The organism is Rudaeicoccus suwonensis (genome assembly GCF_007829035.1).
Taxonomy (GTDB): Bacteria; Actinomycetota; Actinomycetes; order Actinomycetales; family Dermatophilaceae; genus Rudaeicoccus; species Rudaeicoccus suwonensis.
Genome location: NZ_VIVQ01000002.1, coordinates 54,115 through 69,898 on the forward strand (window position 1 = coordinate 54,115; position 15,784 = coordinate 69,898).

Genomic DNA, 15,784 nt, shown 5'->3' on the forward strand with positions numbered 1-15,784 from the left:
CAGGCTGGGCGTCATGGCTGTGATCGTGGTGCTGATCTACGTCGGATGGTGCGGATGGACCGGTCGGCTGAGTGCCGGTCCGAAGGGCTTGCTGCACCCGGTCGGCGCCTACTGGGTCACCCAGGACCTCCGGCTGACGTGCCTCGAACCAGGCGCATCAGGTCGTAGCGGCAAGATCCGCGTCTCCTTCAACAGCGACGACGAGGACGAGCAGGTGTCGGTCGTCGCCTTTGACGGCAAGCGAGTCACATTGCGAGGAACGTTGCGGCACAACGTCGTTCACAGTGATCAGCCGTCGAACGCGGGCTTCGGCGACCTCGCTGTCACCTGGCCCGTCGGGTATGCCGGGCAGCCGGTCTTCGATGGCAATCGTCAGCTGAACGACTGCTCCTCACCGTTGGCGCCGGCGACCCGCTGGAGCAGGGGCTGAGGCCGGACACCTGCAGATTCGCCAGGGCCCCTCACCTGGTGTGTGGGCTCTGACTGGCGGTTCGACGAGCCGCCGACAGCTGCGCGGGATTTGCAGGAATGTCGTATCCCGCGGCGATTTTCTGCGATGTGGCGCAGGTCACTGCGCGCATACGGTCGATGAACGTTATCCGACCGTTCGAGCGGAGGAGCTACATGCCTCGCATCGCCTATCTCGTGTCAAGCGCACGGGAGATCGACCTGCTGACCAGCAGCAACCACCCCACCGGCTACTGGGCAGAGGAAGCGCTGAAGTCCTACGAACGCTTCGCGTCCGCCGCTGGGGTGGAGGTGGTGGTCTTCACCCCAGACGGCCTGGCCCCCACACCGGACCCTTATGGCCTGGAGCCGATCTTTCACTACCCGGACGAGGATCGAGATTTCTTCGCCTCGGTCTACCGCACGTTCCACCACGACCCGGACGACATTCGAATCACGCTGCACCACTCGACGGAACTCGAATTGGTTGCGGGACGACGAATCGCGCAGAAGCTGGTAGCAGCAGGGCACTCACCGAGCGAGGCGCACCATCTCGTGAGTGCGGCCGCGAAGACGGCGTGGGTCCACGATCGCACTCTGACGGACGTGATGCTCAACGACGGACTGCACGGGGGCTTGTCCGAGGCTGCTCTTCGCGAAGCCGTGGAGGAGTTGGACGCCGCCGCCCGGACCTTGGCCGACGATCGTCGCGGCCGCCTCGCCTCGATCGCCGACTTCCAGGCACCGCGATCGCTGGCCGAACTCAGTAATGACGAGATGGCCACCTTCGATGCGATCTTCGCCCCTGGCGGCCATGGACCGATGGTCGATCTGCCGCACAACGCGGATGTCGGTCGCTTCTTGGCGATTCTGCAAGATCGGGGTGCGGTCATCTCGGCTCTCTGCCACGCGCCGGCGCTTCTGCTGGCTGCCCCCGACCGGTATGACGGGCAGTGGCTGTTCGAGGGCTACCGGCTGACGTCATACACCAACGAAGAAGAAGACCAGAACAAGATCGGGCGCCTCGGAATGCCCTGGCTGCTGGCCTCCGCCTTGCAGAACGCCGGCGCGATCTTCGACGACGCACCGTATCCGTGGGCATCCCACGTCGTGGTCGACCGAAACCTCATCACTGGTCAGAACCCGTACTCCACTGATGCGACTGCCGACGCAGTGCTCAAAGCGCTCGACGCGCTGTGACCGAACGACCACACCCCGTAGGAGTCGACATGACCACATCATCCCGGCAGACGGTCGAAGCCTTCCTGACCGGCCTTCGACTGCGCGATATCGGAGGCGCACTTTCGTGCGTGCGAGACGACGCCGTCGTGACGGTCTTTCCCACACGAGTCATCGACGGCGGTAGAGCCGACTTGGCCGACCTTCTCACCGATATCGCTCGGGCCTTTCCGGATCTGCTGCTCACGGTGAGCCACATCGTGGAGGTCGGACAGGTTGTCGTCGCCGAGTTCAAGCTCGAAGGCACCCAGGCCGCGGATTTCCTCGGCGCCATCAATCAGGAGAAGCACCTCGATATCGACACCGCATGGCGGTTCACCGTCGTCGACGATCGGATCAGTGCCATCGAAGCGTACTGGTGCCAGAACCAGCTCTACCGACGACTTGCCGTGAAGCGGCAGGACCACGTGACGATCGTCTGAAAAGGAATTGCAAACAATGACCACTATTCAAACAACGACACGCGCGCAAACCGCTGTGTCGATCGTCACGGAATTCTTCGATGTCTACCGAGCACGAGACGTCGTGGCGATGACCGAGTTGTGCACCGACAACTGCGATTTCGACTACATCCCCTTCGAAGTCTGGGCCAAACAACGCGTCGTTCGCGGCGCCGGCAAGGTTCGCACCAACGGTCGTGTCATCTGGAGCGGCCTGATCAATGCGTTCCCGAACCTGGGCAACGACGTCTTCCACATCGACGGCAACGACGACGGTGACGTCGTGGTGGCGTGCGACATCACCGGCACCCAGCAATCCGCCTGGGGATTCATCAGTCCGAAGAACCAGTACTTCGCCGAACCGCATCTATTCATCATGCATGTCAACGAGGACGGATTGATCGACAGCATCCGTGCCTACTGGGACAACGCCGGCGTCAACCGCCAGCTCGGACACTTCGAAGTCGACTGAGAAAGGTACACACGACCATGACTCTGCTGAAGCGAGAAGAGTGGCAGCATTTTGTCCGCGATGTCGACTGGACGCTGTCGTACGTCGATGACGAGGCGGTGTATCCCGATTGGCTCGCCGGCACCGGCAAGGTGCCCCGGGATGCGTGGCTCAAGTGGGAGGAGGGGTACAAGGTCTCGTATCCCGAGTACGTCTACACACAACGCGAGAAGGAATCGGCGACATACGCCGTCAAGAACGCACTGCAACGTACGCCCACCTTCGACCACCTCGACGAAGGATGGAAGTCGGCGACGAAGATGCATTTCGGCGGTGTCGCACAGGTCGAATACACAGCGATGCTCGCCGAGTTGAAGATGGCACGCTTCGGACTCAACGGCGCCTGGCGAAACATGGCTGTCTACGGTCAACTCGACGAACTGCGCCACCAGAACCTCACCACGTTCTTCGGCCATGCCCTCGTTGAGAAGGACCCGCAATTCGACTGGACCCAGAAGACCTACAGCACGAACGACTGGGTGCCAATCGCGTTGCGTACCTTGTTCGACGGCTTCATGACGACATCCAACACAGTCGACTGTGCTCTGATGCTGCCTCTCACCTTCGAGACGGGCTTCACCAATCTGCAGTTCGTCGCGCTGTCGGCGGACGCGCTGGAAGCCGGGGACGTCAACTTCGCCAGCATGATCTCCTCGATCCAGACCGACGAAGCGCGGCACTCTCAACAGGGCGTCGCAACGTTGGAGATCCTCGTCGAGCACGACCCGGCACGCGCACAGTGGGTCATCGACAAGGGCTTTTGGGCGAACGCTCGGGCCTTCGCCGCGTTGACGGGGCCTGCGATGGACTACTACACCCCACTCGAACACCGGAAGCAGTCGTACCGGGAGTTCATGGAGGAATGGATCGTCGATCAGTTCATCCGGACGATCGAGGACTACGGCTTGAAGAAGCCGTGGTTCTGGGACGAATTCATGCGGTCCCTCGACATCTGGCACCACAGCCTCCACATGGGTCTGTGGACGTGGCGCCCGACATTGTGGTGGAAGCCGAAAGCAGGCGTTTCCGCAGAAGAACGCGACTGGCTGCACGAGAAGTACCCGAACTGGGAGACGGTCTACGGCGACAAGTGGGACGTCATCATCGACAACATCAACGCCAACAACGTCGAAGCGACCCTGCCGGAGACATTGCCATGGTTGTGCAGCACCTGCCACCTCCCTGCGTGCAACCCAACCCAGGGCCGCGACGGCAGCTGGCGCGTCCGTGACACCTCGCTGAGTTACAACGGCCAGACCCTCCACTTCTGCTCGATGGGGTGCCGGCAGATTTGGTGGAAGGACCGGGACAACGTCAACCACCAGACGCTGGTCGACAGGTTCTTGGCCGGTCACATCCAACCGATGACGGTGCCCGGACTGCTCGACTACATGGGCATCACCCCCGAGGTCATGGGAGACGATCCCGACTACGAGGCATGGACTCGCGACTACGTCGGACGCGAAGCCAGCGGCCTGATCACCATCGGTGGTGCCGCATGAGCACGACACCGATGCCGGAGGTAGTTGCCGACGAGCAAGCACCTGAGCTGGTGCCGCTCAACGCAATCTTCTGGACTGATTTCGTCCAGATCCTCGTGCCCGTCACGACGGCCAACACGATCGACGAGGTGGCGGCGGCCGTCGCGCACCACTCGGAGGGTAGACGGGTGCGTGCCCTGCCGCATCCCAAGATCGTGATTCACCACGGTCGTCGCCTCCCTGGGCACATGACCGTTGCAGAAGCCGGCATCAAGCCACTCGACCACGTGACCGTCGACTACGACCTCACTTCGGATCTGCCAGAGGAAACCGCATCATGAACAATCCCGTCGGTCCCGTACTGCGCCACGGCGACGACGTCGACCAGATCATCGCCGCCATCGAGGACGACAACCCGGACACGGACATCGAGGTCACCGATCGCGGCGCCTACATCAGAGTCCACGCCGAGGACAGCCTCGAACTCACCGAAGCAACATTGCAGGAACACCTGGGCGCGGACTACCGGATCCGCTCTCTCGAGGTCGCCATGTCGTCCTTTGCCGGTCGAGTTTCGACCGAGAGCGATCGCATTCGCTGGGAGTCGGCCGAGGCCGCCAAAACGCGTGTCACCACCACCCAAGGAGCGCTGTCATGAACGACCAACCCGTCGATTTGGGCACCGATCACGTCGCGCCACGCAAACCGCGTCAGCGCAAAATGCGGACCTTCAGCGCCTTCGGCGATGTGCGCCGGCTGCCAAGTGAGTACGAAGTGGTCACGCACGCTCAGAACTGGAACACCCGGGCCAACAAGTCCAGCGTCTTCGAGCAGAATCCGTCGTCGCCCGGCAACCTGTGGTTCCTGACCTACCGCGAGCACTCGCCGCTCAGCGCCCCGGATTGGGAAGGCTTCCGCGATCCGGACAAGATCGCATACCGCTCCTACGTCAACCTCCAGGCGACGGAGCAGACCAAGCTCGATGGCGTGCTCGAGCAGTATGCCGATGCGGATCGGACCCTCGACCCCGACCAGGTCACCCGTCTCGGGATGGTGATGACACCTTCCCGCTATCTGGTGCACGGCTTCCAGCAGGCGGAGGCATACATCGGCTTCATTGGACCGACGTCCTATGTCACCAGTGCAGCCGGCTACGCCAACGCCGACTTCCTGAGACGGGTGACGACCATCGCCTACCGAACTCGCTCGTTGCAACTGGCTCACCCCACATCCGGGATCGGAACCGACGAGCGGCGTCTGTGGGAGACCCATCCGGCCTGGCAACCGGCACGCGAAGCGATCGAGCGTGCATTGATCGCCTACGACTGGGGTGAGTCGTTCACCTCACTGAACGCGGTGCTTGCTCCGACGCTCGACGATTTCCTCCTACGGCAACTCGGCGATGTCAGTCGCGCAGCCGGCGACGAGCAGACCTGGCTGGTGTCGAGCCTGTTGCGAGCGGACAGCGCTCGTCGGGACAGATGGAGCGCCGCCCTCGTCCGCTATGCCCTTGAGCAACGACCTGGCAACGAGAAGCCGCTGCGCAAGTGGATTGATCGCTGGTCGGAGCGCGCCGACGAGGCTGTGGCTGCTCTCGCCCCGTTCCTCGGACGCTCCACGGATGACGCATTGGCCGGTGTTCGCGAAAGCCGCGCCGCGCTGCACGCGCTCATGTTCGACGAGTCCACCACACCCGCGCGGGCGATCGGCGAGTGACTGCGATGGGCGACACCTTGGCACAGCAGTGGCATGTCGTTTCTCATCTGGACGACCTCTGGGAAGGCGAGATGGTCGCAGTCGATGTCCAGGGGCAGTCCGTACTCCTGGTCAACGTGGACGGGGATGTCTTCGCCTACCGAAACCGGTGCCCTCACCAGGAATGGCCGCTGGACGACGGAGACCTCGACGGCGAGAAACTGACCTGCGCCCAGCACCTGTGGGAGTTTGACGTGTCAACCGCAGAGGGCATCAATCCCGCCAATACGACCTTGGTGCGGTACGCGTGCTCGGTCGACGATGACGGCGCCATCTCGGTGAGCTTGCCATGACACGGTGCGTGATCATCGGCGGTGGCGTCGCTGCTGCCTCCACCATCGCGGGACTGCGCGACCGCGGCTTCGACGGCGACATCACTCTGGTGGGAGACGAACCTCATGTGCCCTACGAGCGGCCGCCGTTGTCGAAGGAATTCCTCACGGGCGCCTGGGGATTGGCCGACATCCAGATCAATTCCCCCGGTTGGTATGCCGATCACGGCGTGGTCCTCGCGCTCGGCGTCAGAGCCGAAACAGTCGACGTCTCGAACCATTGCGTCGTCCTCTCTGACGACCGTGTCATCGACTACGACACCGTGGTGCTTGCCACTGGTTCGCGTGCTCGCGTACTTCCCGGTTTCGCAGGCGAGCGCGTCCACGCCATACGTACCGTCGCCGACACGACACGTCTCGTGGACAGACTGGAGCGAGGGCGCCACCTGGCGATCCTCGGGGGCGGCTTCGTGGGGTGCGAGGTGGCTGCCGTCGCCGTCGAACGTGGTTTGCAGGTAACGCTTTTCGAGCCGGGCGATCGTGTCCTGCAGCGCATCGGTGCGACAGAGATCGAGCTGGCGATCGGGCGGGTCCATGCCGAGCGCGGGGTCGACATTCGGACCGGCGTGCATGTGACATCGATGCTTGAGACGACTGCAGGGGTCGAACTGACCACCACTGATGGCATGGTGCTGTGCGACGACCTGCTGGTGGGGGTGGGATCGATCCCGAACACCGAAATTGCAGTCCAGGCAGGGCTGAACGTCTCGGACGGGGTGACCACGGACGAGTTCGGGCGGACATCAGCTGATGACGTCTTCGCCATCGGCGATGTCGCTTCCCGATTCCATCCCACGCACGGTCGTCACATCCGCGTCGAGCACCACGACACGGCGATGCGGCACGGGCAGTATCTGGCCCGCACACTCACCGGTGAACCCACCGCTTTCACTGAGGAGCACTACTTCTGGTCACACCAGTACGACCACCAGATCCAGTCGGTCGGCGGCCACTACTCAGGCCCGGGCACACGCGTGCTGCGAGGCTCGCTTCACAGCCTGTCCTTGTCGGTGATCACGATGCACGAGAACCGAATTCGCTCGATTGTCGCTCTGGACAGACCCCGCGACATACTGCAAATCCGGAAGCTGATCGGCACCCCTCACAACGTCACCGAAGCCCAACTGGCCGACGAGGGATTCGACCTCAAAAGCCTGGCGCCGCCACGGCAACGACCGACGACGACACGCAACCGGGAGAGGGTCCGCGCATGACCATCAGCCTCGCCGAAGCCACCGAGATCCGCGCTCGCGAATCGCAACTGCGGATTGTGGCAGCGGACGCTTCAGCCGCCATCTCGCTGGTACGTGGAATGGGTGCCGTCCAGGCACGGAATCTCTTGCGATTCGGCCCCGGGCGCACCTACGAACAAGTCGCCAGGCTGCTGGACAAAGCGCTCGCGAAGTCGGGCACCTGCGGTCATGGCGGCGACACGCTCGTCGTCGCCGGCGGCACGGCAACAGCAGTCGACGACATCGTCCGGATCCGGCGCAAGGCACACGGCGTCGCGGACTGGATCAGCAGCCCGGCGAGCGACGTGACGATCACGTTGCGACCTCAGGGTCTCGTCGCGACAGATGAGCAGCAACGCGCCGACAGTGCACCATCAGAACCCGCGCCGACAAGACACGCCGAGAACCCGGCCGAACTGAGGGTTCGCGACGCGCTCTACGACGTCATCGATCCTGACCTCGGCGTCAACGTCGTCGATCTCGGCTTCGTCAGAGAGATCACGCTCGACGAGGCGGGCGAAGTGACCATCGTCATGACCCTCACCTCGGCGGCTTGCCCGCTCACGGAGGTGATGGAACGCAACATCTCGGCCGTGCTCTCGGATCAGGTTCGGGCGTTCCGCCTGCAGTGGGAGTGGTTGCCGTCGTGGAAACCGTCCGACATCAGTGCCGATGGCCGCGAGCAGCTGCAGGCAATCGGCTTCTCGCACTTCTGAATTCGCAGACACGACTACTAGGAGTCTCACCTCATGACCGAACCTGTTTCTGTGCCCCACCCGGTGACGGTTGACACTCTCGAACAGCTCATGGTCGCGTTCAACGCCCACGATCTGGACGCGATCATGGAGTTCTTTGACGAGGACTGCTCCTTCGACACCTCTCAAGGCCCTGAACCGTACGGCAGTCGGCTGGTGGGCAAGAAGGCGGTGCGCGAGGGCCTGGCCGCCCGGTTCACGTCGATTCCAGACGTTCAGTATGCCGCCGACCGGCACTGGGTCAGTGGCAGTCTCGGCGTCTCAGAATGGCTTGTCACAGGAACAACCAGTGCCGGTGACTCGATCCGCGCGCGCGGCTGCGACCTGTGGGAGTTTCGCGACGGCAGGATCGCGCGCAAGGATTCGTACTGGAAGTCCGTCGGCGCGTGACACGTCAGCTCGAGGCGCTTGATCCGGGTCGCGCCATCCTGATCGGCGGGATCTGGAGAGCATCTGAGTCAACCTTCGTCGTCGACGATCCCGCAACAGGTCGTCCGCTGACGCGCGTCGCCAACGGCACATCCGCCGACGCCACAGCGGCCGTGAACTCAGCGGCGACGGCCTTCGGCGACTGGCGTCACGTGCCGCCACGGGAACGATCAGAGTTGCTGCGCCACGCTTTCGACCTGATGATGCGCGACGCGGACGAGATCGCCGGAGTGATCAGCGCGGAGAACGGCAAGTCATCGGCCGACGCACGTGCAGAGGTGACGTATGCCGCGGAGTTCTTCCGCTGGTTCAGCGAGGAGGCGGTGCGCGGCACGGGCGCCTACGGTGTGGCGCCATCCGGTGGTGCGCGCACTGTGGTCACCCACCACCCCATCGGCGTCGCAGCTTTGGTGACGCCGTGGAACTTCCCCGCCGCGATGGCGACGCGGAAACTTGCTCCGGCCCTCGCAGCCGGATGCACCGCTGTGCTCAAGCCGGCCGCGGAGACCCCGCTCACTGCGATCAAGATCGCCCACCTGCTCGAAGAGGCGGGCTTTCCGCCCGGTGTCGTCAACCTCGTGCCCACGACATCGGCCGCCGCTGTCGTCACCGCGTGGCTGGACGATCCACGAGTTCGCTTGCTCTCGTTCACCGGATCGACAGCGGTCGGCAAACAGTTGTTGCGTCAGGCGGCCGATCGCGTTGTCGTGACCGCGATGGAACTCGGAGGCAATGCCCCATTCATCGTGGCCGACGACGCCGACCTCGAACTGGCAGTCGACGCAGCGGTCGTTGCGAAGTTGCGTGGCGGAGGGCAGGCATGCACCGCCGCGAACAGGTTCTACGTGCACGCGAGCGTCATCGACCGGTTCGCGGTCATGCTCGGCGCGCGATTCGCAGCTCACCGTGTCGGTGCGGCAACCGACGGTGCAGACATCGGTCCGCTCGTGAGTGCTCGAGCCGTCGCAGAGATCACCCGCAAGATCGACGAAGCAGTCGAGGCGGGTGCGACAATCGCTCACCGCAGTCCGATTCCGGAAGGATCCGGCGGCTACTTCCTCGGCCCGGTCGTGCTGACCGATGTGCCCGCCGACGCGCGCCTCATCGTCGAGGAGACCTTCGGACCTGTCGCCCCTCTGGTGTCGTGGACTGATGAAGCCGACCTCCTGACGCAGGTGAATGCCTCCGAGTTCGGTCTTGCGGCGTACGTCTTCAGTCGCGACCTTGAACGTGCCCTACGCATTTCCGAGGAAGTCGAGGCGGGCATGGTCGGCGTGAACCGCGGACTGGTGTCGGACCCCTCCGCGCCCTTCGGCGGGGTGAAGCAGTCCGGGCTCGGTCGCGAAGGTGGCCACGAGGGTCTGCTCGAATTCCTCCAAACGCAGTACCTGTCGGTCGACTGGGCACCGAGATCCACCTAGATCTCTCGCGTATGTGATCTGAGACACATAAAATCTGTTCATCACAAAGGACGGTGACACCCGATGAGCCAGACGCTTGACCTTTTGGAATTTCGGATCAGCTCCGGCGATCTGGTCGCCGAGATCAAGTCGCGCGCGACCCATGTCGGTCTCAACACAGGCTTGTGGCCCGGGCTCACGTTCTACCGCTTCGAAAGTCCCGCCGAGCCAGAGTGGGAGGAGGTCCGCGAGCTGCACCTGTGCATCATCGCGCAAGGCAAAAAGCGGATCACTGTCGACGAAACCACCTATCACTATGACCCGTTCACCTACCTCGCCATCAGCGGGAACAAGCCGTTCTGCACCGAAATCGTCGAAGCAAGTCCGGCGATGCCGTTCTTGTCATTCGGCCTGCAACTCGATCCCGACCTGGTGCGCGAAGTCTCGGCGGACATCATCCTCGAACGGCAGACGACAGCCTTCGCGCCCGTCGGCGACAGCTCGCAGCACCTGAACCGCTCGTTCGTGTCTGCACTCGATCGCGCGATGATGGATGCCATCCTCCGCTTTCTCCGGGCACTCGACACCGGTTCCGATCGGCGGGTCCTGGCACCGACATACCTGAAGGAGATTGTCTATCGGGCCCTGCAAGCGGAGCAGTACACCCGGCTTGTCGAGCGCGCAGCGGCCGAGAGTGCCAACAACCCTGTGGCCGCCAGCATCGCCTTCGTCAACGAGCATCTCGCCGAACCGATCACAGTCAGCGAGCTCGCTGAACGAGCCTTCATGAGCCCCTCCGCGTTCTCACACGTGTTCCGCGACGTCACCGGAAAATCGCCTTATCAATTCGTCAAGGAGATGCGCCTGAACAAGGCACGCGAACTGCTGGTGGAGGACGATTCGAACGTCACCCAGATCTCCAAGGCGGTTGGTTACCGCAGCACATCGCATTTCATCAACGAGTTCCGCGACCGTTTCGGCCTGACGCCCCGCGCGTTCAGTGACGCACTCACCGGAGCGGAGCCCGTTGCGCTCCGCAGCGTCGAACACGCCTGACTGACCGACTCACTGCCGATCGATCGTCCTACAACGGAACGATCGCGTCACAGAGCTGCGCGCAGAAATGCAGTCGCCCGTGGTCCCAACCTCAAATCTGCGGATTCCTCTCGTGGACTTGCGGATTCGGCCACATCTGCGCTGCATCCCTCGCCTTTGATCGGCTATCCCGATCTGATGGACGAGTCCGCTTTCCAACGAAGTTGAGAGGCTCTCATGTCACGCGCACTACTCGCCCTGACCGGCTCCGATCACTGGACTCTTGCCGACGGCACCCTGCAGCCCAGCGGCTACTGGCCCGAAGAACTCGCCACCGTTTACGACGTCTTCGACGAAGCCGGCCTCAGTCTGACGATCGCCACCCCCGCCGGCGTCATACCTACCGCTGACGAAATGGGATTCCTGCCGATCTACAACGGCGACAGCGAGGCTCAGGCCGGCAGACTGCGTTCTCGAGTCACGACGATCGTCGACAACAACGCGCCTGCGGTGCTCGAGAACTGCAACCAAGCCGACTACGACCTGATCTTCATACCGGGTGGTTGGGGCCCGATGGAGGATCTCGCGGTGTCGCGCGCCTTCGGGTCACTCCTGTGCCGTTTCGCGGCAGCCGACAAGCCCATTGCGGCGGTGTGCCACGGACCGGCCGCACTACTACCCGCGCGTTCCGACGACGGCAGCTGGCTTTTCACCGGCCGAGATGTCACCGGGTTCAGCAACAAGGAGGAGAGCGAGGTCGGGTTCACGTCGGTCGCAAAGTGGACCCTCGAAGACCGTCTGCGGGCTGAAGGTGGGCGCTACAGCGCCTCTCCGGACGACTGGGCTCCGCATATCGCCGTCGATGGAAACCTTTACACCGGCCAGAATCCGGCCTCCACCGAGACTCTTGCTCGCCGGGTGGTCGCCGACCTCACCGCCTGACAGTCAGCTCTGCCAGGTCAGGTTGATCGAGTAGTCGTTGTAGGTCACGGTCGTGGGCGTCGCTCCGGTGATCTGGTAGTAATAGCAGTTGCTCGCAGTCTGACCGGTCGTCATCGTGTTGTCATTCGGCGTGCAGCCGCCGGGCAGCGAATTCAACGGCGCGCCACCGCTTTTCGCCTTCTGTGACGAAGTGAACGTCGGATACAGGAACAGGAAATTCGGCGACGACGGCGTGAAGTACTGCGAACCGCCGAGATCGGTGACGTCGAAGTTGATGTAGTACATCGTGCCGCTCGACTGATTCACATTCGCCGCGCTGTATGCCGAGGCGGGCGCCTTCGTCAAGCTCTTGACGACGATGCGGAAGGTCCCTTCGTCGTCGTCCTTGATGACTGCCGGCTGACCGAACTTCAGCACGGTGCCCGAGGGCGTGACCTTGGTGTCGGTCGAGCCGGTCGCGACCGACGCGCTGGTCTTGGGCGTCACCGGCGAGGCGCTCTCCCGCGCGCCCGGGTCGGTACTGGTCGACGTGCTGGGCGTGGCCGTCGATGCGGTCTTGCTGGACGGCGCCGGCGCCACCTGTGGCGCCGAGTTGTCGTTGCACGCGCTGAGCGCAACGGCTGCGACGAGTGCGACGGACGCCGCTACGATAGGCCGAATCTGCTTGACAGACATGGGACTTCCTCCGTTATAGGCGAATGAGCTTCATGCCTACGACGGAGGAAGATCCCCGTTCGGTTCCAGCTGTATGCCGGTGAGCTTTCTGCCGGTCAGTCCTCCGAGACGGCGGCGGCCTTCTTCGAAGGGGCCTTCTTGGCTGTCTTCTTGGACGCTGTCTTCTTTGTTGCAGCCTTCTTCGCGGGAGCCTTCTTGGCCGCCCGCTTGCGAGTCGTCGGGCCCTTGGCGCGCTTGTCGGCGAGCAATTCGAAACCGCGCTCCGGCGTGATGGTCGCCGGGTCGTCGTCACGCCGCAGCGTCGCATTGGTCTCGCCGTCGGTCACGTAGGCGCCGAAGCGGCCGTCCTTGACCACGACGGGCTTGCCGGACACCGGGTCGGCTCCGAGCTCCTTCAGCGGAGGCTGCGCCGCTCGACCGCGCTGCTTGGGCTGGGCGTAGATCGCCTCGGCCTCCTCCAGCGTGATGTCGAACAGCTGCTGCTCGGTGGCCAGCGACCGCGAGTCGGTGCCCTTCTTCAGATACGGCCCGTAGCGACCGTTCTGCGCGGTGATCTCGACGGTCTTGGCGTCCTCGCCCTCACCCTCGGTGACGGTGCCGACGACTCGAGGCAGGCTGAGCAGCTTCAATGCGGTGTCGAGGTCGATCGAGGCCAGATCCATGTCCTTGAACAGGCTGGCGGTGCGCGGCTTGGGCCCGGCAACCTTCTTGGCCCGCTTGGGTTTGGCACCGTCGGCGGGCGGCGCAGGCTCGGGCGGAGCCGGCAGCACCTCGGTGACATACGGCCCGTAGCGCCCGGCCTTGGCGACGATGTCGTGGCCGGTGGCGGGGTCCTGACCCAGCACCTTGCCGTCGTCCTCGGAGGTCTCGAGTAGTTCGCGCGCCTTGGCGACGGTCATCTCGTCCGGGGCGATGTCATCGGTGATGGATGCACGACGCGGATCCTTGATCTCGACGCCCTCGGCAACCTCACCTGTCGACGGGTCGACGCCCGATGGGGTCACTTCTTCGACATACGGGCCGTATCGCCCCACCCGCACGACGACACCGTCGCCCAGCTCGATCGTCGAGATGGCGCGGGCATCGATGTCGGGAAGATGCTCGACCATCTGCTGCAGGCCCTCGGTGCCGCTCGGGCCGTTGTCCGGCAGCCCGTCGTCATCGAGCACCTTGGTGCCGTCGCCGAAGTAGAACGAGCTGAGCCACTGCACGCGGCCTTCGTCACCACGCGCGATGCGGTCCAGGCCCTCCTCCATCGAGGCGGTGAAGTCGTAGTCGACCAGCGACGGGAAGTGTTCCTCCAACAACCTGGTCACCGCGAAGGCGGTCCACGTCGGGATCAGCGCGGTGCCGCGCTTGTTGACGTAACCGCGGTCCTGGATCGTGCCGACCATCTGGGCATAGGTCGACGGCCGCCCGATGCCCATCTCCTCCATCGCCTTGACCAGCGTCGCCTCGGTGTAGCGCGGCGGAGGCGTCGTCTCGTGGCCGTCGGCCTCGGCCCGCAGCACGTCGGCCAGGACGCCCTCGGACAGCTTCGGCAGGCGGCGCTCGGCGTCGTCTCCGGAAGCATTGCGCTCGGCGTCCCGACCCTCCTCGTATGCCGCGAGGAATCCGCGGAAGGTGATGACCGTGCCGCTGGCAGAGAACTCCGCCGACGACGCGACACCCGAATCCACAACAGGCACAGTCAGTTTCACGGTTGCGGTGGATCCGCGAGCGTCCGCCATCTGGGAGGCGACGGTGCGCTTCCAGATGAGCTCGTAGAGCGCGAACTCGTCGCCGCGCAGCTGACCGGCAACCTGCGCCGGCGTGCGGAAGGAATCTCCAGCGGGACGGATCGCTTCGTGCGCTTCCTGGGCGTTCTTGACCTTGCCCTGGTAGCGACGCGGCGCGTCGGGGACGTACTCCGCGCCATACAGGTCGCGAGCCTGACTGCGCGCGGCCGTGATCGCCGATTCGCTCAGCGTGATCGAGTCGGTGCGCATGTAGGTGATGTAGCCGTTTTCGTACAGCCGCTGCGCAACACCCATCGCGGCCTTGCTGCTCATCCGCAGCTTGCGCCCGGCCTCCTGTTGCAACGTGCTGGTGGTGAACGGTGCGCTGGGCCGCCGCGTGTAGGGCTTCTCCTGCACCGAGCTGACGGTCGCGGTGGCCGCGGCCACCGTCGTCGCGACCGAGGTCGCCTGCGCCTGGTCGAGGTGAAAGACGCTGTCGCTCTTGAGGTTTCCGCGGTCGTCGAAGTCGCGGCCGGTGGCGACACGTCGGCCGTCCAGCTGTGACAAGCGCGCTGTGAACGCCTGCCCGGCGCTGCCCTGCGGAGCGAATTCGCCCTCGACATCCCAGTAGGAGGCGGCGCGGAACGCCATACGTTCGCGCTCACGCTCGACGACGATGCGGGTCGTCACCGACTGCACTCGGCCCGCGGACAGGCCGCGACGGATCTTGCGCCACAGCACGGGGCTGACCTCGTAGCCGTAGAGGCGGTCGAGCACCCGGCGGGTCTCCTGGGCGTCGACCATGCGCTCGTCGAGGTCGCGGGTGTTGTTCACCGCGCGCTGGATGGCCTCCTTGGTGATCTCGTGGAAGACCATCCGCTTGACCGGCACCTTGGGCTTGAGCACCTCGAGGAGGTGCCACGCGATGGCCTCGCCCTCACGGTCCTCATCGGTTGCCAGGTAGAGCTCGTCGGAATCCTTGAGCAGTCGCTTGAGCTCGGCAACCTTCTTACGCTTGCCGGTGTCGACGACGTAATAAGGGTCGAAGCCGCCCTCGATGTCGATCGCGAACTTGCCGTAGGGGCCCTTCTTCATCTCCGGCGGCAGCTCGGACGGGTTCGGCAGATCGCGGATGTGCCCGACGCTCGCGTCGACCACAAAGTCGTCGCCGAGGTATCCGGCGATGTTCTTGACCTTGTTCGGCGACTCGACGATGACCAGCTTGCGTGCCACGGAGGTAACTCACTTCCTGTCACACGTGCAGCGGATTCGTCGCTGCGTCGACGTGCGAACGCCCATGACGGTAACGCGCTGCGGCTGTGATCCCGCTGCAAGGCCCCTCCGAACGGGCGTGGCGAACGCCATACGGAATATAGTTGAATGTTTAACTTGT

17 protein-coding genes are annotated in these 15,784 nt (G+C 64.0%); 15 read left to right on the forward strand and 2 right to left on the reverse strand.

Translation table 11 applies throughout. From position 1 onward, the window contains the following. Positions 1 to 13: 13 nt before the first annotated feature. The 15 genes from BKA23_RS11445 to BKA23_RS11515 all read left to right on the forward strand — a co-directional run bounded on the left by BKA23_RS11445 (position 14) and on the right by BKA23_RS11515 (position 11,998). Entirely contained in the window at positions 14 to 430 is a 417-nt protein-coding gene (locus BKA23_RS11445) for a hypothetical protein (RefSeq protein WP_145228717.1), read from the forward strand. Positions 431 to 624: 194 nt separating this feature from the next. Then, complete coding sequence (locus tag BKA23_RS11450; protein WP_145228718.1) at positions 625 to 1,647, forward strand: DJ-1/PfpI family protein; 1,023 nt, start codon at positions 625 to 627, stop codon at positions 1,645 to 1,647. 29 nt (positions 1,648 to 1,676) lie between these two features. Then, complete coding sequence (locus tag BKA23_RS11455) at positions 1,677 to 2,108, forward strand: nuclear transport factor 2 family protein (RefSeq protein ID WP_145228719.1); 432 nt, start codon at positions 1,677 to 1,679, stop codon at positions 2,106 to 2,108. 16 nt (positions 2,109 to 2,124) lie between these two features. Further along, on the forward strand, positions 2,125 to 2,598 hold the full coding sequence (locus tag BKA23_RS11460; protein ID WP_145228720.1) for a nuclear transport factor 2 family protein: 474 nt from the start codon (positions 2,125 to 2,127) through the stop codon (positions 2,596 to 2,598). Between the two features lie 17 nt (positions 2,599 to 2,615). Continuing rightward, entirely contained in the window at positions 2,616 to 4,139 is a 1,524-nt protein-coding gene (locus BKA23_RS11465) for a ferritin family protein (protein ID WP_145228721.1), read from the forward strand. Next, positions 4,136 to 4,459, forward strand: a complete 324-nt coding sequence (locus BKA23_RS11470) for a toluene-4-monooxygenase system B family protein (RefSeq protein WP_145228722.1) — start codon at positions 4,136 to 4,138, stop codon at positions 4,457 to 4,459. Before BKA23_RS11465 ends, BKA23_RS11470 begins: the two co-directional genes overlap by 4 nt. Continuing rightward, positions 4,456 to 4,776, forward strand: coding sequence for an MmoB/DmpM family protein (locus tag BKA23_RS11475; RefSeq protein WP_145228723.1), 321 nt, complete (start codon positions 4,456 to 4,458; stop codon positions 4,774 to 4,776). Before BKA23_RS11470 ends, BKA23_RS11475 begins: the two co-directional genes overlap by 4 nt. Further along, entirely contained in the window at positions 4,773 to 5,834 is a 1,062-nt protein-coding gene (locus BKA23_RS11480; RefSeq protein WP_145228724.1) for a ferritin family protein, read from the forward strand. The genes BKA23_RS11475 and BKA23_RS11480 overlap by 4 nt, the downstream gene beginning before the upstream one ends. 5 nt (positions 5,835 to 5,839) lie before the next feature. Continuing rightward, complete coding sequence (locus BKA23_RS11485; RefSeq protein WP_145228725.1) at positions 5,840 to 6,166, forward strand: Rieske 2Fe-2S domain-containing protein; 327 nt, start codon at positions 5,840 to 5,842, stop codon at positions 6,164 to 6,166. Then, complete coding sequence (locus BKA23_RS11490) at positions 6,163 to 7,419, forward strand: NAD(P)/FAD-dependent oxidoreductase (RefSeq protein WP_145228726.1); 1,257 nt, start codon at positions 6,163 to 6,165, stop codon at positions 7,417 to 7,419. The genes BKA23_RS11485 and BKA23_RS11490 overlap by 4 nt, the downstream gene beginning before the upstream one ends. Continuing rightward, a complete protein-coding gene (locus tag BKA23_RS11495; protein ID WP_145228727.1) occupies positions 7,416 to 8,153 on the forward strand; it encodes an iron-sulfur cluster assembly protein in 738 nt (245 codons plus the stop codon). The genes BKA23_RS11490 and BKA23_RS11495 overlap by 4 nt, the downstream gene beginning before the upstream one ends. 33 nt (positions 8,154 to 8,186) lie before the next feature. Then, positions 8,187 to 8,582 carry a nuclear transport factor 2 family protein gene (locus BKA23_RS11500; protein ID WP_145228728.1) on the forward strand — a complete coding sequence of 132 codons (396 nt, stop codon included), beginning with the start codon at positions 8,187 to 8,189 and terminating at the stop codon, positions 8,580 to 8,582. Further along, complete coding sequence (locus tag BKA23_RS11505; RefSeq protein ID WP_211841698.1) at positions 8,579 to 10,042, forward strand: NAD-dependent succinate-semialdehyde dehydrogenase; 1,464 nt, start codon at positions 8,579 to 8,581, stop codon at positions 10,040 to 10,042. Before BKA23_RS11500 ends, BKA23_RS11505 begins: the two co-directional genes overlap by 4 nt. 162 nt (positions 10,043 to 10,204) lie before the next feature. Next, complete coding sequence (locus BKA23_RS11510) at positions 10,205 to 11,077, forward strand: AraC family transcriptional regulator (RefSeq protein WP_211841699.1); 873 nt, start codon at positions 10,205 to 10,207, stop codon at positions 11,075 to 11,077. Positions 11,078 to 11,293: 216 nt separating this feature from the next. Then, a complete protein-coding gene (locus BKA23_RS11515; protein ID WP_145228730.1) occupies positions 11,294 to 11,998 on the forward strand; it encodes a type 1 glutamine amidotransferase domain-containing protein in 705 nt (234 codons plus the stop codon). Positions 11,999 to 12,001: 3 nt separating this feature from the next. Here the strand turns inward: BKA23_RS11515 and BKA23_RS11520 are convergent, their stop codons facing one another. Together BKA23_RS11520 and topA are read right to left on the reverse strand one after the other, a co-directional pair. Beyond that, positions 12,002 to 12,673 (reverse strand): hypothetical protein, encoded by a 672-nt coding sequence (locus tag BKA23_RS11520; RefSeq protein WP_145228731.1) that lies wholly within the window; start codon positions 12,671 to 12,673, stop codon positions 12,002 to 12,004. Between the two features lie 95 nt (positions 12,674 to 12,768). Further along, positions 12,769 to 15,624 carry a type I DNA topoisomerase gene (gene topA, locus BKA23_RS11525; RefSeq protein WP_145228732.1) on the reverse strand — a complete coding sequence of 952 codons (2,856 nt, stop codon included), beginning with the start codon at positions 15,622 to 15,624 and terminating at the stop codon, positions 12,769 to 12,771. Positions 15,625 to 15,784: the final 160 nt, after the last annotated feature.

What these genes read in the sequence shown, in the direction of transcription:
- BKA23_RS11485 (WP_145228725.1), top strand. Translation starts at nt 5,840, where the DNA reads ATGGGCGACACCTTGGCACAGCAGTGGCATGTCGTTTCTCATCTGGAC.
- BKA23_RS11470 (WP_145228722.1), top strand. Translation starts at nt 4,136, where the DNA reads ATGAGCACGACACCGATGCCGGAGGTAGTTGCCGACGAGCAAGCACCT.
- BKA23_RS11445 (WP_145228717.1), top strand. Translation starts at nt 14, where the DNA reads ATGGCTGTGATCGTGGTGCTGATCTACGTCGGATGGTGCGGATGGACC.
- BKA23_RS11475 (WP_145228723.1), top strand. Translation starts at nt 4,456, where the DNA reads ATGAACAATCCCGTCGGTCCCGTACTGCGCCACGGCGACGACGTCGAC.
- BKA23_RS11460 (WP_145228720.1), top strand. Translation starts at nt 2,125, where the DNA reads ATGACCACTATTCAAACAACGACACGCGCGCAAACCGCTGTGTCGATC.
- BKA23_RS11480 (WP_145228724.1), top strand. Translation starts at nt 4,773, where the DNA reads ATGAACGACCAACCCGTCGATTTGGGCACCGATCACGTCGCGCCACGC.
- BKA23_RS11465 (WP_145228721.1), top strand. Translation starts at nt 2,616, where the DNA reads ATGACTCTGCTGAAGCGAGAAGAGTGGCAGCATTTTGTCCGCGATGTC.
- BKA23_RS11520 (WP_145228731.1), bottom strand. Translation starts at nt 12,673, where the DNA reads ATGTCTGTCAAGCAGATTCGGCCTATCGTAGCGGCGTCCGTCGCACTC.
- BKA23_RS11490 (WP_145228726.1), top strand. Translation starts at nt 6,163, where the DNA reads ATGACACGGTGCGTGATCATCGGCGGTGGCGTCGCTGCTGCCTCCACC.
- BKA23_RS11495 (WP_145228727.1), top strand. Translation starts at nt 7,416, where the DNA reads ATGACCATCAGCCTCGCCGAAGCCACCGAGATCCGCGCTCGCGAATCG.
- BKA23_RS11515 (WP_145228730.1), top strand. Translation starts at nt 11,294, where the DNA reads ATGTCACGCGCACTACTCGCCCTGACCGGCTCCGATCACTGGACTCTT.
- BKA23_RS11450 (WP_145228718.1), top strand. Translation starts at nt 625, where the DNA reads ATGCCTCGCATCGCCTATCTCGTGTCAAGCGCACGGGAGATCGACCTG.
- BKA23_RS11500 (WP_145228728.1), top strand. Translation starts at nt 8,187, where the DNA reads ATGACCGAACCTGTTTCTGTGCCCCACCCGGTGACGGTTGACACTCTC.
- BKA23_RS11455 (WP_145228719.1), top strand. Translation starts at nt 1,677, where the DNA reads ATGACCACATCATCCCGGCAGACGGTCGAAGCCTTCCTGACCGGCCTT.